The 17,131-nt window shown below is 44.2% G+C and carries 13 protein-coding genes; 11 read left to right on the forward strand and 2 right to left on the reverse strand.

All coding sequences use genetic code 11. The features are described 5' to 3' along the window. The 9 genes from ACR63N_RS09710 (at position 1) to ACR63N_RS09750 (ending at position 12,406) form a co-directional block, all read left to right on the forward strand. A complete protein-coding gene (locus ACR63N_RS09710) occupies positions 1-966 on the forward strand; it encodes a restriction endonuclease (RefSeq protein WP_367109438.1) in 966 nt (321 codons plus the stop codon). A gap of 34 nt (positions 967-1,000) precedes the next feature. Then, complete coding sequence (gene carB / locus ACR63N_RS09715) at positions 1,001-4,279, forward strand: carbamoyl-phosphate synthase large subunit (protein ID WP_472781929.1); 3,279 nt, start codon at positions 1,001-1,003, stop codon at positions 4,277-4,279. Positions 4,280-4,506: 227 nt separating this feature from the next. Continuing rightward, positions 4,507-4,983, forward strand: a complete 477-nt coding sequence (gene greA / locus ACR63N_RS09720; RefSeq protein ID WP_367104019.1) for a transcription elongation factor GreA — start codon at positions 4,507-4,509, stop codon at positions 4,981-4,983. Positions 4,984-5,432: 449 nt separating this feature from the next. Next, complete coding sequence (locus tag ACR63N_RS09725; RefSeq protein ID WP_367104018.1) at positions 5,433-5,642, forward strand: DUF3311 domain-containing protein; 210 nt, start codon at positions 5,433-5,435, stop codon at positions 5,640-5,642. Next, complete coding sequence (locus ACR63N_RS09730) at positions 5,632-7,089, forward strand: sodium:solute symporter family protein (protein WP_367104017.1); 1,458 nt, start codon at positions 5,632-5,634, stop codon at positions 7,087-7,089. Before ACR63N_RS09725 ends, ACR63N_RS09730 begins: the two co-directional genes overlap by 11 nt. Positions 7,090-7,164: 75 nt before the next feature. After that, entirely contained in the window at positions 7,165-8,472 is a 1,308-nt protein-coding gene (locus ACR63N_RS09735; protein WP_367109440.1) for an amidohydrolase, read from the forward strand. 208 nt (positions 8,473-8,680) lie between these two features. Beyond that, a complete protein-coding gene (locus ACR63N_RS09740) occupies positions 8,681-9,949 on the forward strand; it encodes a putative DNA modification/repair radical SAM protein (RefSeq protein ID WP_367109441.1) in 1,269 nt (422 codons plus the stop codon). Between the two features lie 72 nt (positions 9,950-10,021). Next, positions 10,022-10,882: a TIGR03915 family putative DNA repair protein gene (locus ACR63N_RS09745; protein ID WP_472781930.1), complete on the forward strand. Its 861-nt coding sequence runs from the start codon at positions 10,022-10,024 to the stop codon at positions 10,880-10,882. Positions 10,883-11,071: 189 nt separating this feature from the next. Continuing rightward, the gene (locus ACR63N_RS09750) at positions 11,072-12,406 is read left to right on the forward strand and encodes a glycosyltransferase (protein WP_367109442.1); all 1,335 of its coding nucleotides are present in this window, start codon (positions 11,072-11,074) and stop codon (positions 12,404-12,406) included. A gap of 110 nt (positions 12,407-12,516) precedes the next feature. Here ACR63N_RS09750 and ACR63N_RS09755 read toward each other — a convergent pair whose 3' ends face one another. Continuing rightward, positions 12,517-13,212: a cupin domain-containing protein gene (locus ACR63N_RS09755; protein ID WP_367109443.1), complete on the reverse strand. Its 696-nt coding sequence runs from the start codon at positions 13,210-13,212 to the stop codon at positions 12,517-12,519. Next, positions 13,187-13,927 carry a gamma-glutamyl-gamma-aminobutyrate hydrolase family protein gene (locus tag ACR63N_RS09760; RefSeq protein WP_472781931.1) on the reverse strand — a complete coding sequence of 247 codons (741 nt, stop codon included), beginning with the start codon at positions 13,925-13,927 and terminating at the stop codon, positions 13,187-13,189. Before ACR63N_RS09760 ends, ACR63N_RS09755 begins: the two co-directional genes overlap by 26 nt. A gap of 307 nt (positions 13,928-14,234) precedes the next feature. Here ACR63N_RS09760 and ACR63N_RS09765 point away from each other — a divergent pair, with 307 nt between their 5' ends. Continuing rightward, entirely contained in the window at positions 14,235-15,578 is a 1,344-nt protein-coding gene (locus ACR63N_RS09765) for a glutamine synthetase family protein (RefSeq protein WP_367107125.1), read from the forward strand. Between the two features lies 1 nt (position 15,579). After that, complete coding sequence (locus ACR63N_RS09770) at positions 15,580-16,968, forward strand: NAD(P)/FAD-dependent oxidoreductase (protein ID WP_367104009.1); 1,389 nt, start codon at positions 15,580-15,582, stop codon at positions 16,966-16,968. The last annotated feature ends 163 nt before the right edge of the window (positions 16,969-17,131 follow it).

Raw genomic sequence — 17,131 nt, forward strand, 5'->3', positions numbered from 1 at the left:
ATGAGTATTCCGCATTTCGATGACTTGAGAAAACCTATACTGACGCTTTTAGAAGACGGTAGAGTATGGAAAAAGTCAGAGTTCACTGAACCTTTGATAAAGCATCTTAACCTTACAGATGAAGAAGCTTCCAAAGAGTATGAATCAGGTAATGGACTTATATTAGTTGATAGGATTTCTTGGGCATTAAGTTATTTTGCTCTTACAGACATGTTAGATAGACCGAAAAGGGGGCATTACCAAATTAATGGTTTAGGAAAATCGTTTTTAGACAAAAGCAACGAAGATATTAATATTTTCGTCAAGCAGAAAATGGCAGAAAGACAAGCAGAAAAATCGACTGAAACCGAGCTAGTAAAGAATGTTAAAGAAAATGATATTAACCAAAATGCTAATACACCGCAAGAACAGCTCTACGCCTCTTATGAAACTATTCGTCAAGAAACTTATGATGAAATATTAGATACCATCTTGACTAAAACGCCTATAGCATTTGAAAGACTAGTCATTGAACTATTACAAAAAATGGGTTATGGCGGTGCTGTTGAAAAAGCAGGGCGCGTGACGCCATACACGAAAGACGGTGGTATTGATGGTGAAATTTACGAAGATGTATTGGGCTTAGGTCGAATACATATCCAAGCTAAACGCTATAACAAAGGCAGTGCTATTGGTCGTCCAGATATTCAAAGTTTTGCTGGTGCATTATTAGGTGATAACGCAAACAAAGGTGTCTTTATCACTACTTCAAGATTTTCTGCCGATGCAATTACTTATGCACAAAATCTCTCCAATGCAAGGATTGTCTTAATAGATGGTCAAAAACTAGCTGAATATATTTACAAATACGGATTGGGTGTTCAGGTTGAACAAACTATTAGTATAAAGAAACTCGATACAGACTATTGGGATAATATGCCCGACGATATAAATTCAGTTCAATCTGATCATAAGACTCTTAATTAAATTCCAACCCGCCAAAATAGGACTTAAAAACATTATGCCAAAACGTACCGACATAAAAAGCATTCTTATCATTGGCGCAGGCCCTATCGTCATCGGTCAAGCGTGCGAGTTTGACTATTCAGGGGCACAGGCATGTAAGGCCCTTCGCGAAGAAGGCTACCGCGTTATCTTAGTCAACTCAAACCCAGCCACCATCATGACCGATCCGGCAATGGCAGACGCCACCTACATTGAGCCGATTACTTGGCAAACGGTTGAACAGATCATCGACAAAGAACGTCCTGATGCGATATTGCCTACCATGGGCGGGCAGACGGCGCTTAACTGTGCGCTAGAGCTAGATCGAAATGGCGTGTTAGAAAAATACGGCTGTGAGCTGATTGGCGCCACCAAAGACGCAATTGAGATGGCAGAAGACCGCGATTTATTTGACAAGGCGATGAAACGTATCGGCCTTGAGTGTCCGCGTGCTGAGATCGCCGAGACGATGGAAGAGGCTTTTGCTACCCAAGAGAAAATGGGCTACCCGTGTATTATTCGTCCGTCATACACTATGGGCGGCTCAGGTGGTGGTATCGCTTATAACCGCGATGAATTTATCGAGATCTGCGAACGCGGTTTTGATTTATCCCCGACCCATCAGCTGCTGATTGATGAATCTTTGATCGGCTGGAAAGAGTACGAGACCGAAGTTGTCCGGGATAAAAACGACAACTGCATCATCGTTTGTACCATTGAGAACTTTGATCCCATGGGCGTGCATACGGGCGACTCAATCACCGTAGCCCCCGCGCAAACCTTGACCGATAAAGAATATCAAATCATGCGTAATGCTTCTCTTGCAGTACTGCGTGAGATTGGGGTCGAGACTGGCGGCTCAAACGTCCAGTTCGGTATCAACCCAAAAACCGGCCGCATGGTCGTCATCGAGATGAACCCGCGCGTCTCGCGCTCATCAGCATTGGCATCCAAAGCAACCGGCTTTCCAATCGCTAAAATCGCTGCCAAACTAGCCGTTGGTTATACGCTTGACGAATTACAAAATGACATTACTGGCGGCAAAACACCTGCCAGCTTTGAGCCAACGCTAGATTATGTGGTGACTAAGATCCCGCGCTTTAACTTTGAGAAGTTCCCGCAAGCGGACAATATCTTATCGACGCAAATGAAGTCGGTCGGTGAGGTGATGGCAATTGGGCGTAACTTCCAAGAGTCTATGCAAAAAGCCCTACGTGGCCTTGAGACCGGCGCTGATGGTTTCGATGAGCAAATCGACTTTGCTGCTATTAAAGATGGTAGCTTGAGTGCTGATAAAGCGCGCAGCGAGATTGTCAATCGGCTGACTATTCCAACGCCTGAGCGTATTTTTTATATCGCGGACGCCTTTCGTATCGGTATGAGCGTGGATGAGGTGTTTAAGTTTACCAATATTGACCCGTGGTTTTTGGTGCAGATTGAAGATATCGTTAACACTGAAGCCCATATTAAAGAATTAGGATTTGGTGAGCTTAACGAAAACAACTTGCGCCAATTTAAGCGTAAAGGCTTATCAGATTTGCGTCTAGCGAAGCTACTTGGTGTATCGCAAAAACAGCTGCGCGAAAAGCGTTGGGATTTGAACATCTATCCAGTCTATAAGCGCGTCGATACGGCGGCGGCCGAGTTTGCGACCAGCACCGCTTATATGTACTCAAGCTACGATGAGGAATGCGAAGCCAATCCAACTGATAACAAAAAAATCATGGTCATCGGCGGCGGGCCCAACCGTATTGGCCAAGGTATTGAGTTTGATTACTGCTGCGTCCATGCCGCGCTTGCCATGCGCGATGATGGTTATGAAACCATCATGGTTAACTGTAACCCGGAGACGGTATCGACCGATTACGACACCTCTGATCGTCTCTACTTTGAACCTATCACGCTTGAAGATGTACTGGAGATCGTCCGCGTTGAGCAGCCAGACGGCGTTATCGTCCAGTTCGGTGGTCAGACACCGCTAAAGCTTGCCCGTGCACTTGAGTCGGCTGGCGTGAATATTATCGGTACCAGCCCTGATGCTATCGATCGCGCCGAAGACCGTGAGCGCTTCCAGCATATGATCCAACAGCTTGATCTTGTTCAGCCATCCAATGCTTTGGCGACCAGTTTAGAGGATGGCTTGGTTAAAGCTAAAGATGTCGGCTATCCGCTAGTCGTACGCCCATCGTATGTTTTAGGTGGCCGTGCCATGGAGATCGTCTACAATGAAGAGGAGCTCAGACACTATCTACGCACAGCAGTACAAGCGTCCAATGAAGCGCCGGTACTTCTTGATCGCTTCTTAGACGACGCCATTGAAGTTGATGTTGACTGCGTCTGTGATGGTACAGACGTCGTCATTGGCGGTATCATGCAGCATATCGAACAAGCAGGCGTACACTCGGGTGACTCAGCCTGCTCCTTACCGCCCTACTCGCTATCTGATGAGCTGTGCGATGTGATGCGCGCGCAAACGGTGGCGATGGCCAAAGAGCTTGGCGTTATCGGCCTTATGAACGTCCAGTTTGCCGTAAAAGGTGAAACCGTTTATATTTTGGAAGTTAACCCGCGCGCCGCCCGTACCGTACCTTTTGTCTCAAAGTGTATCGGCACCTCACTTGCTCAGGTGGCAGCGCGCTGCATGGCGGGTACCTCGCTCAAAGACCAAGGTTTCACGACTGAGATTGTACCTGCATTTTATGCGGTAAAAGAATCCGTATTCCCGTTTGCCAAATTCCCCGGCGTTGATCCTATCTTGAGTCCTGAGATGAAATCAACTGGGGAGGTCATGGGCGTGGGCAAAACCTTTGGCGAAGCCTTTTACAAAGCAGTCATCGGTAGTAATGAGCGTCTGCCTGGTCTGCCTACTAAAGATGAGACCAAAACCGTCTTTATTTCGGTACGTGATAGTGATAAAGCGCAAATTGCTCCTATTGCTCGCCAGCTAAAAGAGTATGGCTTTGAGATTGTGGCGACAACTGGTACGCAACAAGTACTTAGCGACCACGGCATTGAAGCCAAGCAAATCAATAAAGTTACCGAAGGTCGTCCCCATATCGTCGATGCCTTGAAAAACGGTAAAATTGACCTTATTATTAATACGACTGAGGGCAAACAGGCGCAGGAGGATTCATTCTCTATCCGCCGCAGTGCCCTATTAGGTAAAGTCTTTTATGTCACAACTTTAGGCGCGGCTGACGCAGTATGCAAATCTTACGCTATCGATCTGCCCTTTGATGTTTATAAACTGCAAGATTTGCACGCACAAGCAGAACCTATCGAGGCAAATAGTTAGTTGTATTGACTTAAGGCTATAAATTCAGTAGATTAGGCATATTACTTTACCTATCTAAATCTTAAAGAACTTCATAAAGAGCATAGTGGCAAATAGCGACTATGCTTTTTATTACGCGTTTTATCATACGCATAAACGCAATTTTTTATATCACTGACACTCATTGCAACCGCATCAGCACCATCTCGTTATGAGATGGTGTGCTGGTATTGGTTTAAGGAAAAATTATGCAACGTTACCCTATGACTCCAGAAGGACATGCCGCTTTAGAAAGTGAGCTCAAACAATTAAAAACCGTTGATCGTCCGCGTATCACCGCCGCTATTGCTGAAGCACGTGAACATGGCGACTTAAAAGAGAACGCAGAATATCATGCCGCTCGTGAGCAGCAAGGCTTTAGTGAAGCGCGCATCCGTGATATCGAAGCCAAGCTTGGCGCCGCCCAAGTCATTGATCCATCGACGCTGCCCAAAGAGGGACGTGTGGTATTTGGGGTAACGGTCGTTATCGAAAATATGGACACCGAAGAAGAAACCCGTTATCAGATCGTTGGTGATGACGAAGCGAACTTTAAAGCGGGCAAAATCTCAGTCAACTCCCCTATTGCTCGAGGTTTAATCGGTAAGTCTGAAGGTGATGAAGCCCGTATTGAGACGCCAAAAGGCGTGGTTGAGTATGAGATCATGGAAGTGATTTATGGCTAGAACATGACCTTTGTATTTATATTTTTTTTGGTTTTAGTTTTGATCAACGTAATAATTACTTGAATATTCAACAAACTCTGGTAAAAACAGTTTAAATGTGTTTATACTGACCAGTACACAGTAATATACTGAAAACCTATGTAAAAGTAGCAAAACGGAAACGGCAAGGATGCCATATGATTGTTTACTCTCTCCCTCTTTCTATTATTAGAAATAAGTTATTCCTTACTGCCACGAATAACCCATATTGCCATTCAATAAAAAACATTTTCAACCGCTGTAGCGATCACATCGCTAACAGCGTTTTTTTGTGCGTGAAATTCGGCTGTTGAATAAAGCACTGTTTTTTATAGCCATGTCAAACTGCTAGCTACATTTTACTTTTAATATTTATTTCAAATTTTAGGTAAATAAAAACCTGCTATTAAACGGAATTTTTAGGAGATGATATGCTATCAAAATATATTTTATGGGTGCATTTCGCCATCTGTACCCTTGCCATGATATGGCCAGGAGCGCTCATTGGCAATCGTATTGAACCTTTTGTTATGGGCTTGCCTTTCTTTATCTTCTGGTATGTCCTATGGATGTTTATATTATTTGCTGGCACTTGGCTGGTTTATCTAGTAAGCCAAGGAGGCGATACCCATGAGCAGTGATACGTTAATTATTGTCGCTATAACGCTCGTCTACCTCATCGGTGTACTTATCGTTGGTATCCGTGCTAGAGGTGCTTCTGCTTCAAGCCTTGAAGGTTATGTGGCTGGTGGGCGTCATATGGGTGTCATCGTGCTGTTCTTTATTTTGGGAGCAGAGATATTTTCAGCATTTGCCTTTTTAGGCACACCGGGCTGGGCTTATCAAAATGGCGCGCCAGCACTTTATATTTTGGCCTATTTGGCACTGGTACCGATTGTCATTTGGACCATGGGACCAAGAGTATCAGAGCTTGGGCGCAAGCATGGTTACTTAACCCAAGGCGATATGATCGCTGATCATTTTGATAGTAAAACACTGGGCATGCTTGCTGGCGTTATTGGGATTATAGCTTTAGTGCCTTATCTTACTATTCAAATCGCTGGCGCAGGCTTGTTGTTTGAAGCGGCGACTGATGGTTTGATACCGTTTTGGCTCGGCGGTTTACTAGCCTTTGTGGTGGTTGCTATTTATGTTTTTACCAGTGGTCTTAGCGGTATCGGTTGGACTAATTTGGTGCAAGGCATCATGATGATCGTCATTGCTTGGTTCTTAGGATTGGCTATTCCTAAGGTACTATACGGCGGCGTTGGTGAGATGTTTTTGCGTCTGCAAGAGCAAGCGCCCGAATACTTGACGATGCCAGGTGCTAATGGGATGAATTGGGGCTACTTTAGTACCGCTATTTTGATCAGTGCCTTTGGTGGTGCCATGTGGCCGCATCTATTTATGAAGTTTTATGCCACCGACAGCGGCAAAGCCTTACGCAAGGTCAGTGTTTTTTATCCTTTATATGCTTACCTGCTCATACCCTTATTGTTTATCGGTTTTGCGGGCATTTTGGTATTCGAAGGTAATCCACTGGATCGCCCAGATAAGATCTTGCTTGAGATGGTGATTAATGTGGTTGACTTCTCGCCTTGGATTGTCGGTCTTATGCTCTCAGGCGCACTAGCAGCTGCGATGTCTACAGGAGCTAATTTAGCGCACACGGCAGCGGTTATTTTTGTGCAAGATATTTTAAAACCTACAGTCATGAAAAACGCGAGCGAAAACACCAGTGTCAATGCCATTCGTATGAGTGTAGTCGGGTTATCTGCTATCTCCTATATATTAGCTTTGGTAAACCCCAGCTCTTTAGTTGTCATATTGCTCACAGCTTACGGAATCATAGTACAAATGTTCCCTATGGTTATGGGCGCGCTATTCATGCCAAACTTGAGGCGTCAAAGTGTGATGGTAGGCGCGATACTGGGTACACTACTATTTATACTCATGGACTTTGGAATAGCAGGTCTAAGCTCACCCTTTGGCTGGCACGCTGGTATTTGGGGTCTACTACTTAACGTCATTGTGGTTGCTATCTGGCAAAAATTCTTAACCAAACCTGACCCTGTGGCTTCTAGTTAGGTCTTTTAAGTTAAAGTATATAGATTAGATTTTTGAAATAAAAATCATTACTAACAAAGATAGACGGAGAAAATTATGAATATTAATGATATTAAAGTCGATGTGAATGAGCAAGTCGATCAAATCTTTAATAAGACCCAAGCTTTGTATCAACATTTGCATCAGCATCCTGAATTATCTTTTGCTGAGCAAAATACTAGCGAGCGTCTTGCCAAAGAGCTTAGTGATATTGGTTATGAAGTGACCACCAAAGTCGGCAGAACGGGTGTGGTTGCTATGCTCAAAAACGGTGACGGTCCCACTATTATGTTGCGGGGTGATATGGACGCTTTGCCTATTAAAGAGCAGACCGGACTTGATTATGCCAGTCAAGAGGTAGGAAAAAAAGATGGTAGAGAAACCGCCGTTAGCCATGCTTGCGGTCACGACATGCACAGTAGCTGCTTGGTTGGCGCAGCTGAGGTATTGTATAACCTAAAAGACAGCTGGTCTGGGACATTGATGCTCATTTGTCAGCCGGCCGAAGAGGTGTTCGGCGGGGCCAAAGCTATGTTAGAAGATGGCTTGTACGAGCGCTTTGGTCGTCCTGATGTAATACTCGGTCAGCACAATATGCCGGGTCTTGCAGGTACCGTAGGTCATCGGTCAGGCGTTGCTATGGCGGCTTGTACCAACCTAGGGGTGATCATCCATGGTAACGGTGGTCACGGTTCAATGCCTGCGCAAACGATTGATCCGGTCGTCATTGCCGCTCACGTAGTCACGCGCCTGCAAACGATCGTCTCGCGTGAAGTACCGCCTGAGGAGACAGTGGTGGTAACGGTAGGTAAATTGCACGCCGGTACTCAAGCCAATATCATTCCGCATCACGCTGAGCTTGAGATCAATGTGCGCAGCTTTAACGATCAGATACACGCTCAGGTCGTCGATGCGATCCATCGTATCATTAATGCTGAATGCGAAGCTGGTCGCTCGCCGAAGCCGCCTGAGATCACAATTATGAACGATACCATCAGTTTAGATAATGATACCGCGACTTTTGAGAGTGTACGCCGTGCCCACGCCGACTACTTTGGGGCGAAGAATATATATGAGGTGCCAAAACTAAACGGTAGCGAGGATTTCCCACTCTTTGGTAATGCCAGCGTCGGCGGCTTTGACGGTGCAGATATTCCAAGTTTATACTGGTTTGTCGGTAGCACGCCAGCGGCGCGCTGGGAGGAAACCGAGGGCAACACTGTAGTCGAAAAAATGCGTAATCTTGAGATGCCGCACTCACCCTACTACTTCCCCGGTAATCCAACTACCTTGCGTACTGGTATTGAAACTTTAGTCGTTGGTGCTTTGAACTATTTGCCAAGCTTAGCGGCCGAGCTTGCTTAATACCCACCTATAAAAACCGAAACTACAGTTAAATTTTAACCTCTATACCCTTGATTATTTGAGTCATACGTAAATGATCAAGGTTATTTCTTATGCCTAGCAAACGACAACGGTTGTCGTCTATTCCTATAGTTTCTCCTATAATTCCGATGACTTACCCCTAATTTTGTTAAAATAGATACCAATAAATTAATTGGTAATCTCCTTTATGGCAACCATCAATTATGACAGGCTTCAAGGCAAGCTCAATATTTTAGCCGATGCGGCTAAGTATGATGTCTCTTGCTCTTCATCCGCTGGCACGCGTAAAAACCAAGGCGGCGCACTAGGTGACGCCTCAAAAACCGGCATTTGCCACAGCTATACCGAAGATGGCCGCTGTGTCAGCTTGCTCAAAATCTTACTTACCAATCACTGTATTTACGACTGTGCTTACTGCACTTCGCGCAAAAGCAATGACACCCCGCGCGCGGCGTTTACGGTTGAGGAAGTAGTTGATCTCACTATGCAGTTTTATCGCCGCAACTATATCGAGGGGCTATTTTTAAGCTCCGGTATCTTTAAAAGCGGTGACTATACGATGGAGCGTTTGGTTGAGGTCGCCAAAATTTTGCGTACCCGCGAGCGCTTTAATGGCTATATTCATCTAAAAACCATCCCTGGCGCGTCAAAAGAGCTGTTACTAGAAGCTGGACTTTATGCCGATCGTTTGAGCGTCAATATTGAGATTCCAACCAAATCGGGGCTGGCACTGCTGGCGCCAGAGAAGTCGCATGAGCAATTAAAAGCGCCAATGGAGACGGTAAAAGAAGAGATCATCACTATTCGTGAGAGCCGCAAAACTCATAAAAAAGCGCCAAAATTCACGCCAGCAGGGCAAACCAGTCAGATGATCGTTGGCGCAAGCAATGAGACCGATCTGCAAGTCATTCAGCTCTCCAGCCACTTTTACCAACAATACGACCTTAAGCGCGTTTATTATTCAGGCTATGTGCCGATGTTATCGGACAGCCGTCTGCCCGCTATCGGTACACCGGTGCCCATGGTGCGTGAAAACCGCCTCTACCAAGCCGATTGGCTGATGCGGTTTTATGGCTTTGGCGCGCATGAGATTGTCGAGCCAGAATCGCCTTTTTTGGATTTGGACTGCGATCCCAAGCTAGCATGGGCGATTCGCCATCGTGAGCATTTTCCGGTGAATATCCAAACCGCAACGTACGAGATGATTGTGCGTATTCCGGGTATTGGAGTGAAGACAGCGAAAAAGATAGTCAAAGCGCGTAAGTTTAATCAATTAACGCTTTATCATCTTAAAAAAATGGGCGCGGCGGTCAATCGTGCTAAATACTTTATCGCTACTACAGGTAAAAATGAACATTTAGCGCATCTAACCCGTGATAACTTTCGTCAATATGTACTGGCGCAAACCCAAACCAAGTATAAAGATCAGCGCAGCGGGCAACTGGCACTGTTTTAATGGCTAGGTTTTGATCAGTTAGCTTTGATTCGTATTGTCTTGATCAATTGAGGGTAATGAATGTTACAACCTATGCAAAATACAACCTATGCTGTAGGTCAGTTAACGCCGAGCATTGTCTTGTATGAGCCAAGCTTTGAGGGCTGGCTTAGCGCAGTGTTCTACGTTTATGCTCATAAATTACAGCACGATGAGGCTTTGCAACTGATAGCTAATGAACGTTACGTACCATCGCTCATTGCTCAAGCGACTCATGTTGCTACTAATGGAGAGCAAGCTGAGCGCGTATTGACCAAGCTAAACCAGCTGCTAGGGCGCTCTGGTATGCGCCAGTTATTATGGGGTTTTTTATCTGAAAAAGACAACATCGGGACGACTTTATTCAATGTAGTCAAATACGCGCTTGATCATCCTGAGCGCGATATTATGCAAGACTTGGGTAATTTAAACGTGCTTGAGCTGGCACAAACCGTGAAATCAGTTGGGCGCGAGCGGCATCGGATGGAAGCTTTTGTGCGTTTTGAGCATACTACCGACGACATTTATTTTGCTAGAGTTGAACCGGATTTTAATGTGTTGCCGCTCATTGGTGAGCATTTTCGTCAGCGCTATCAGGATCAGCACTGGGCAATTTATGATCTAACTCGCGGTTATGGTATTTATTATGATAAAAGTACGAGCACTCCATCACATCCAGCAGCCCTACAAACCATAACCGATCTTGATGAGGCGGTACTACGTAATCCTGCCAGTATTCATAGCATTGATGAGCAGCGTTATCAGCGCTTTTGGCAAGGCTACTTTACCAACGTCAATATCAAAGAGCGCAAAAATATGCGTCTGCACAAGCAGTATTTGCCGCAGCGCTACTGGAAGTATTTGAGTGAAAAGCAAGTATTGCCTAATGCTGAGTACTTGCAAAAAAGGCGTTGATCTATTGATTGTGGCTATGTGATAACGCTGTTTATTGTCCTTTATAAAAACTTACTACCTTTTAGTGGCCCTCTTCTAGTAAGATTAGAGCACTAAGCCTTGATTGACCATCAACCTTAAAGGTTGAGTTTTACTCATTTTTAACTGACAATAGCAGTTTAATATAGCCAATGGACTCTTTGCGCTCTTATGATAGTTATGCGTCTATTATCGTCTTTGAAACATGATGAATCCGAACGCGGTATTTTTCATCTTGGACGAGCTTTGGTCAAAAATGGCCATACCTCTATTATTGTATCAAGCGCTGATAATGATAATGAGCTGGTTAAACGCTTAGAGCGTGATGGCAATCTATATCACGAGCTACATATCAATAAAAAGTCTTGGCTATCACTGTTACAAGTAGTCCCACTACGCCATCTTATTGAAAAATATAGTCCTGATATCATCCATGTACACTCACGCACACCTGCGTGGATACTACATTTAGCGCTGCGCCGTGCCCGTGTCAAACGCAAGCCCAAGCTAGTCTCAACTATGTACGGCTTTTATCCGATTAATAAATACTCGCAAGCACTGCTCGATGTCGATACCATCATCACCGTATCTGATAGCGTGACAGATTATCTAAAAAACGGTCTGCGCCGCGAGGATATGGGCAAAAGGGTTATCAAACGTATTTACCGCGGCGTTGATACTCGGCGTTATCCTTATCGACATAATCCATCCGTTTATTGGCTACGGCGTACCTTTGCTGAATATCCTGAGCTTGAGCATAAAAAGTGGTTGGTGTTTCCCTCTATCATCGGCAATGAGTACGGTCAGGAGTGGCTGATTGATATCTTGGGCAATCTGCAAGAAGATTTTCCGCAGATTCACGCCATTATCATGGATGAGGATTACCGAGAAGGGAATGTGGCGCACGAAGATTTTCGTCAGCGTACTAATGCGCTTGATCTTGCTGATCGTATCACTTATGTCGGTAGCAAACGCAATGATATGCGTGAATGGCTATCGGCGGCCAATATTGTGCTGGCACTAGCCAATCAACCTGAATCTATCGGTATCAATGCGCTACAAGCCATTCATCTAGGTACGCCTGTCATCGGCTGGGATCAAGCGGCGTACAGTGAGATATTGCAGCCTTTATACCCACAAGGTCTAGTCAAAAAGTATAATGCCCAAAGCTTATGTAAAGCAGTCAGAAATCAATTAGAGAGCGTGACTCGTCCTCATATGACCAATGAATTTACCATGCGCGAGATGATAGATGAAACCCTTGCGGTCTATCAAAGCTTATACAATGACTTACAAATAAAAGAGAAAGCGTTATTAGAGGTCGATTTGATAAAAAGGACTAAAAACCGTTTCAAACCTTCTGACAGGCTCAACGCTAATAAGAACGCTAGTTTTGATGAAAAAGTCATGAAAGCAAAAGCGCCCGTTCAGCTAACCAAAAAAACTTCTAAAAAACGGAGCTCTGAGACTATAAACCTCTCAAAATCTACTAATGAAGAGGTTTGATATATCCTAAAGTTTGTCATGAATTGAATGATAATATTGAAAATATAGGTGTCTTATAAGTCATGATACTAACGTTTGCTAGTCAAGTCACTTCTGCTATTCAATCTAGTTTAAAAAGTCGCTGGGGTATGGGCGCTAACAATACGAGTTATGGCATTGGTAGGGTTTATAAAAGTATGGGGATTATTGGTGTTAATCACATAACTATCCCCTTTATTGAGCAGATAAGTGGTCTCGTTGACGCGAATAACAATCTTGCCCTCAATCACTGTGCCAATCTCCTCACCTTCATGAACAATTTTCTCCTCCGTTGAGCTATTGGGCTGATAAACTTCAATCAAGAACCCCAAATTTTTGGTTGGCGTATGGTTATAAACCTGTTTTAACGAAACTCGGCTACTAGGCTCACTAATTTCTATCAGATCCTTTGGTGTCACCACTACTTTAGCCTTACGATCTTCCCAATCATCACTAAAAAAAGTATTGAGATCAGAGTCTAATACCGTGAGCACCGCTTTTAGAGTATTGACCGCAGGACTGACTTTATTGCGTTCAATAGCGCTAATCGAGGTATTGGTCAGTCCAGCAAGTCTTGCCAGCTTACGCTGCGAGTAGCCTTTAGCAAGACGCAGCTGGTTAATTTTTCTACCGATATTTTCTTCAGGTTTGTCAGTAGCTGCAGTTTCAGGCACGCTTTGCACTGGCTTAGCTACTGGTGTATTTTCATTATCATTGTTGGTACTGATATTGGTACTGATCTTATCACTACTAGTAACAGCTTTATCTTGAGTGTCTTTGACTGGCATGATTAACAAATTCCGTAAATAAAAATTTGGACATAGCGTCTTTGTCATAGTTTACTTCAGGATGCCACTGTACACCAAGCATAAATGGATGTTTTGGTAAACTTATGGCTTCAACCAGCCCATCATTTGCCAGCGCTTCAACGAATAAGCGCGCGCCCACCTTATTAATCGCCTGTTTATGTAAAGAGTTGACTTGAAACTGCTCGGCGAACGCTGCAAGTCTTCCGCCCGCTTTAATATTAATGTTGTGTACTGGCTGGTATTGCACCTCGAGCGGGTCGTTAGCGTCCTCTAAATGTGGCTCATAAAATCCTTCCACTTCACGCCAGTCAGGATACAAGGTGCCATTAAAATGCACATTCATCTCCTGATGGCCTCGGCATATTGCCAGTAGAGGTACATTATGCTCCTCGGCATAAGCTAGTAGCTTAAAGCTGAGCTCGTCACGACCTAAATCCTGTTTTTCTTCAATATGCACCGCTCCGTAACGATCTGGAGCGACGTTACTATAGCTTCCTGTTAATAAAATACCATCTACCATTGGCATTATTGCCTCAAAATTCTCGCCATCAGCAGCTGTATTGGGCAGCAGTATGGGATTACCACCATGAAAGTTTATAGCATCAACATACTTTTGATATACCGTCTGTGCTGATTGACCGTCAACTATTTTATGACAAGAGATGATGGCAATAACAGGTCTAAAGGCTTGCATAGTTCTCTCCAGTGAGATTTGAGCTTAAAAAGTTATATCTAGTGGTTCATATTTCATTATATGTCTAATGAGCAGTTCTAGGTCAAAATTAGCATACCATCTCATATAATGTAAACTATAAATTTCATTATTATAGAAGTTAACTCTTAATGAATCTTATAAATTACTTTAAGCGAGTTTTAAATAGCTATTGACAACTATAAATTTCAGTTCTATATTGGAATGCATAAGCAAGATAAAAGTACAATTTACATACCAAGATATCAAGTAGGCGAATGGCGCCTCAAAATAAACAGGAATAATAGACATGACGACAGCCAATGGATTGGTCGACTCTGCCAACAACACCGAATACGTATATATTGCAGCAGGCGACATCAACGGTTTGCTTCGCGGTAAGCGCGTCCCCTTTGATCAGATGGAAAAAGCAAAAAGTGGCGGTATCAGGCTACCTTTATCTATTTTAGGCGTTGATATATGGGGCGCTGATGTTATTGAGTCCTCACAAACTAATGGCGATATAGATGCCATTGCCAAGCCTACCGGACGTGCATCCTATCCTCTGCTCAATACTAGTGCGCCCTCATCACTCCTGCCTGTATGGCTATACACCGAAGACAATCAACCTTATTATGGCGATGCTCGTCACGTTCTAGATTACATCAGTAAGAAATTTAAAGCGCTGGGCCTCACGCCAGTTATGGCCACTGAGCTTGAGTTTTACTTGCTTGATTATACCGAAGGCGAAACCCCAAAACCGCCGATTCGCCCAAAAAGCGGACTAAGACTCAATAAAACCTCTATATTAAGCATTAATGATTTATTGCAGTTTGATGAATTTTTAGATGAAGTCTACGCGCAGTGTCATAAGCTTAATATTCCTGTTGATGCTGCTTTAGCCGAAAACGGCTGTGGTCAGTTTGAGATCAATTTATTACACGTCGACGATCCGCTAAAAGCTGCTGATGACGCTATTTTATTTAAACAAGTGGTCAAATCTGTGGCTACCCGCCGCAAGCTGACCGCAACTTTTATGGCGAAACCGTTTGGTTTGCAATCAGGCAATGGCTTTCACGTCCATTGCAGCTTACTCGACAAAGACGGTAACAATGTCTTTGATGATGGTTCAGAGGAAGGCTCAGATATGCTGCGTCATGCCGTAGCAGGATTGTTAGCTACCATGGCAGATTGCACGCTACTGTTCGCCCCGCATGTCAACTCTTATCGCCGCTTCACGCCTGGGACACTAGCTCCCAACAACATCTCATGGGGGTATGAGAACCGCACCGCAGCCGTGCGTATTCCTGGTGGTGACACTGCGGCACGCCGCGTTGAACATCGAGTATCAGGCGCTGATGCCAACCCTTATCTAGTTTGTAGCGCGGTTCTTGCCGGCATGCTATACGGCATCGAAAACAAGCTTGCAGCGCCAGAGCCTATCAACAGTATTACCTACGATGAGGCGGAGCTTAAAACTCTGCCCTTAGATTGGCTTTCTGCTATCCGTAAGTTTGAAAATAGCGACATCATTGATTCGCTCTTCCCAAGTGAGATGATTGAGCTTTTGACCGCTGTTAAAAAACAAGAAGCCAAACGTTTTGCTCAGCAAGTCACCAATCTCGAATATTTAACCTATTTACAGGATGTCTAATATGTCAAATAGCAACGCTACGCCGCCTATGAATCAAGAGCTTCAGACAAACAACAAGCCGTCTAATACTGTCTCATCTAACAATAAGCGTAACATTCCGCATTATTCAGATAAGGGCCAATATCCTGACAGCTACTATGCGGCCAGTCGTAATCCTAAGCCTGATAGACCTACTTTGAAAAACGATATTCAAACTGAGATTTGTGTCGTTGGTGGCGGCTATAGCGGTTTATCGGCAGCGCTACATCTGGTCGAAACCGATCATGAAGTTGTAGTTTTAGAAGGCGCACAAATTGGATGGGGCGCATCAGGGCGTAACGGTGGCCAAATCGTCAATGGTCTTAACGCTAGCTTGCAAAAAATCAAAAAGTCTTATGGTCAAGAAAACGCAGACTTCGTCGGTAAGCTTGTGACCCGTGGCGGCAAAATCATTCGCCGTTTTATAGCAGATTATAATATTGATTGCGATCTTAAAGAAAAAAACATCTTTGCCGCTTTTAATGCCAGTCAGCTAAAAGATCTGCAAGAAACCTACGACTTGTGGGAAAGCCACGGTATGCACGATCGCGAGATGTTAGATCGTGAGGGTATGCAAAAATATATCAATACTGATGCTTATGTTGGCGGAGTGATAGATCACTCAGGTGGGCATTTTCATCCGCTAAACTTAGCACTTGGTGAGGCGGCGGCTGTCGAACAAAAGGGCGGCACGATTTACGAGAACACTTTAGTCGTCGACATTGAGTATGCCGATGATGCGATCAAAGTGATTACTGAATTTGGCACCGTAACTTGTAAGCAAGCCATTCTTTGCGGTAATGCCTACTTAAACAAAGTCATTCCCAAACTCACCGACCGCGTCATGCCTGTATCGACGCAAATTATTGCGACTGAGCCGTTAGGAGATTTGGCAGATAAGCTGATACCTTCTGATGTTTGTGTTGAAGATGTCCGCTATATTCTCGACTATTATCGCCTATCAGCTGATAAACGTATGCTATTTGGGGGTGGGTCTGTCTACGGTGGTCAAGACCCTGCTGATATCGCAGCCAAGATTCAGCCCAATATGAATAAAATATTCCCTGAGCTACGCGATGTCAAAATAGATTATGCTTGGAGTGGCAACTTTGCTTTGTCTTTTTCTCGCGTACCGCAATTAGGTAAGCTGCATGATCGGGTTTATTTCGCGCATGGATATAGCGGTCATGGGGTTACCGGCTCGCATCTGTTTGGGCAAATCATAGCCAAAGCCATCAATGGTGATACTACCGAATTTGACGCTTTTGCTAAAATTCCATGGATACCCTTCCCTGGCGGCCGCGCTCTGCGGGTGCCTTACTCGGTCATGGGATCATGGTGGTATGCCCTAAAAGATCGTACCGGACTGTAGACTAACAGAGTAAACTGCTAGATAATAGTTTAGTTATAATTCTTTATTTATAAAGCTTTATTTTGAGGAATATTAATTGTTATAAGTTAACGCATCATAGCAATGGAGTGTTGTGATGCTTTATATAAACTTTTGTTTATATAAAATAAATCAAATAACACAT

The sequence above is a fragment of the Psychrobacter sp. M4 genome (genome assembly GCF_055699795.1).

What these genes read in the sequence shown, in the direction of transcription:
- ACR63N_RS09710 (WP_367109438.1), top strand. Translation starts at nt 1, where the DNA reads ATGAGTATTCCGCATTTCGATGACTTGAGAAAACCTATACTGACGCTT.
- carB (WP_472781929.1), top strand. Translation starts at nt 1,001, where the DNA reads ATGCCAAAACGTACCGACATAAAAAGCATTCTTATCATTGGCGCAGGC.
- greA (WP_367104019.1), top strand. Translation starts at nt 4,507, where the DNA reads ATGCAACGTTACCCTATGACTCCAGAAGGACATGCCGCTTTAGAAAGT.
- ACR63N_RS09725 (WP_367104018.1), top strand. Translation starts at nt 5,433, where the DNA reads ATGCTATCAAAATATATTTTATGGGTGCATTTCGCCATCTGTACCCTT.
- ACR63N_RS09730 (WP_367104017.1), top strand. Translation starts at nt 5,632, where the DNA reads ATGAGCAGTGATACGTTAATTATTGTCGCTATAACGCTCGTCTACCTC.
- ACR63N_RS09735 (WP_367109440.1), top strand. Translation starts at nt 7,165, where the DNA reads ATGAATATTAATGATATTAAAGTCGATGTGAATGAGCAAGTCGATCAA.
- ACR63N_RS09740 (WP_367109441.1), top strand. Translation starts at nt 8,681, where the DNA reads ATGGCAACCATCAATTATGACAGGCTTCAAGGCAAGCTCAATATTTTA.
- ACR63N_RS09745 (WP_472781930.1), top strand. Translation starts at nt 10,022, where the DNA reads ATGCAAAATACAACCTATGCTGTAGGTCAGTTAACGCCGAGCATTGTC.
- ACR63N_RS09750 (WP_367109442.1), top strand. Translation starts at nt 11,072, where the DNA reads ATGATAGTTATGCGTCTATTATCGTCTTTGAAACATGATGAATCCGAA.
- ACR63N_RS09755 (WP_367109443.1), bottom strand. Translation starts at nt 13,212, where the DNA reads ATGCCAGTCAAAGACACTCAAGATAAAGCTGTTACTAGTAGTGATAAG.
- ACR63N_RS09760 (WP_472781931.1), bottom strand. Translation starts at nt 13,927, where the DNA reads ATGCAAGCCTTTAGACCTGTTATTGCCATCATCTCTTGTCATAAAATA.
- ACR63N_RS09765 (WP_367107125.1), top strand. Translation starts at nt 14,235, where the DNA reads ATGACGACAGCCAATGGATTGGTCGACTCTGCCAACAACACCGAATAC.
- ACR63N_RS09770 (WP_367104009.1), top strand. Translation starts at nt 15,580, where the DNA reads ATGTCAAATAGCAACGCTACGCCGCCTATGAATCAAGAGCTTCAGACA.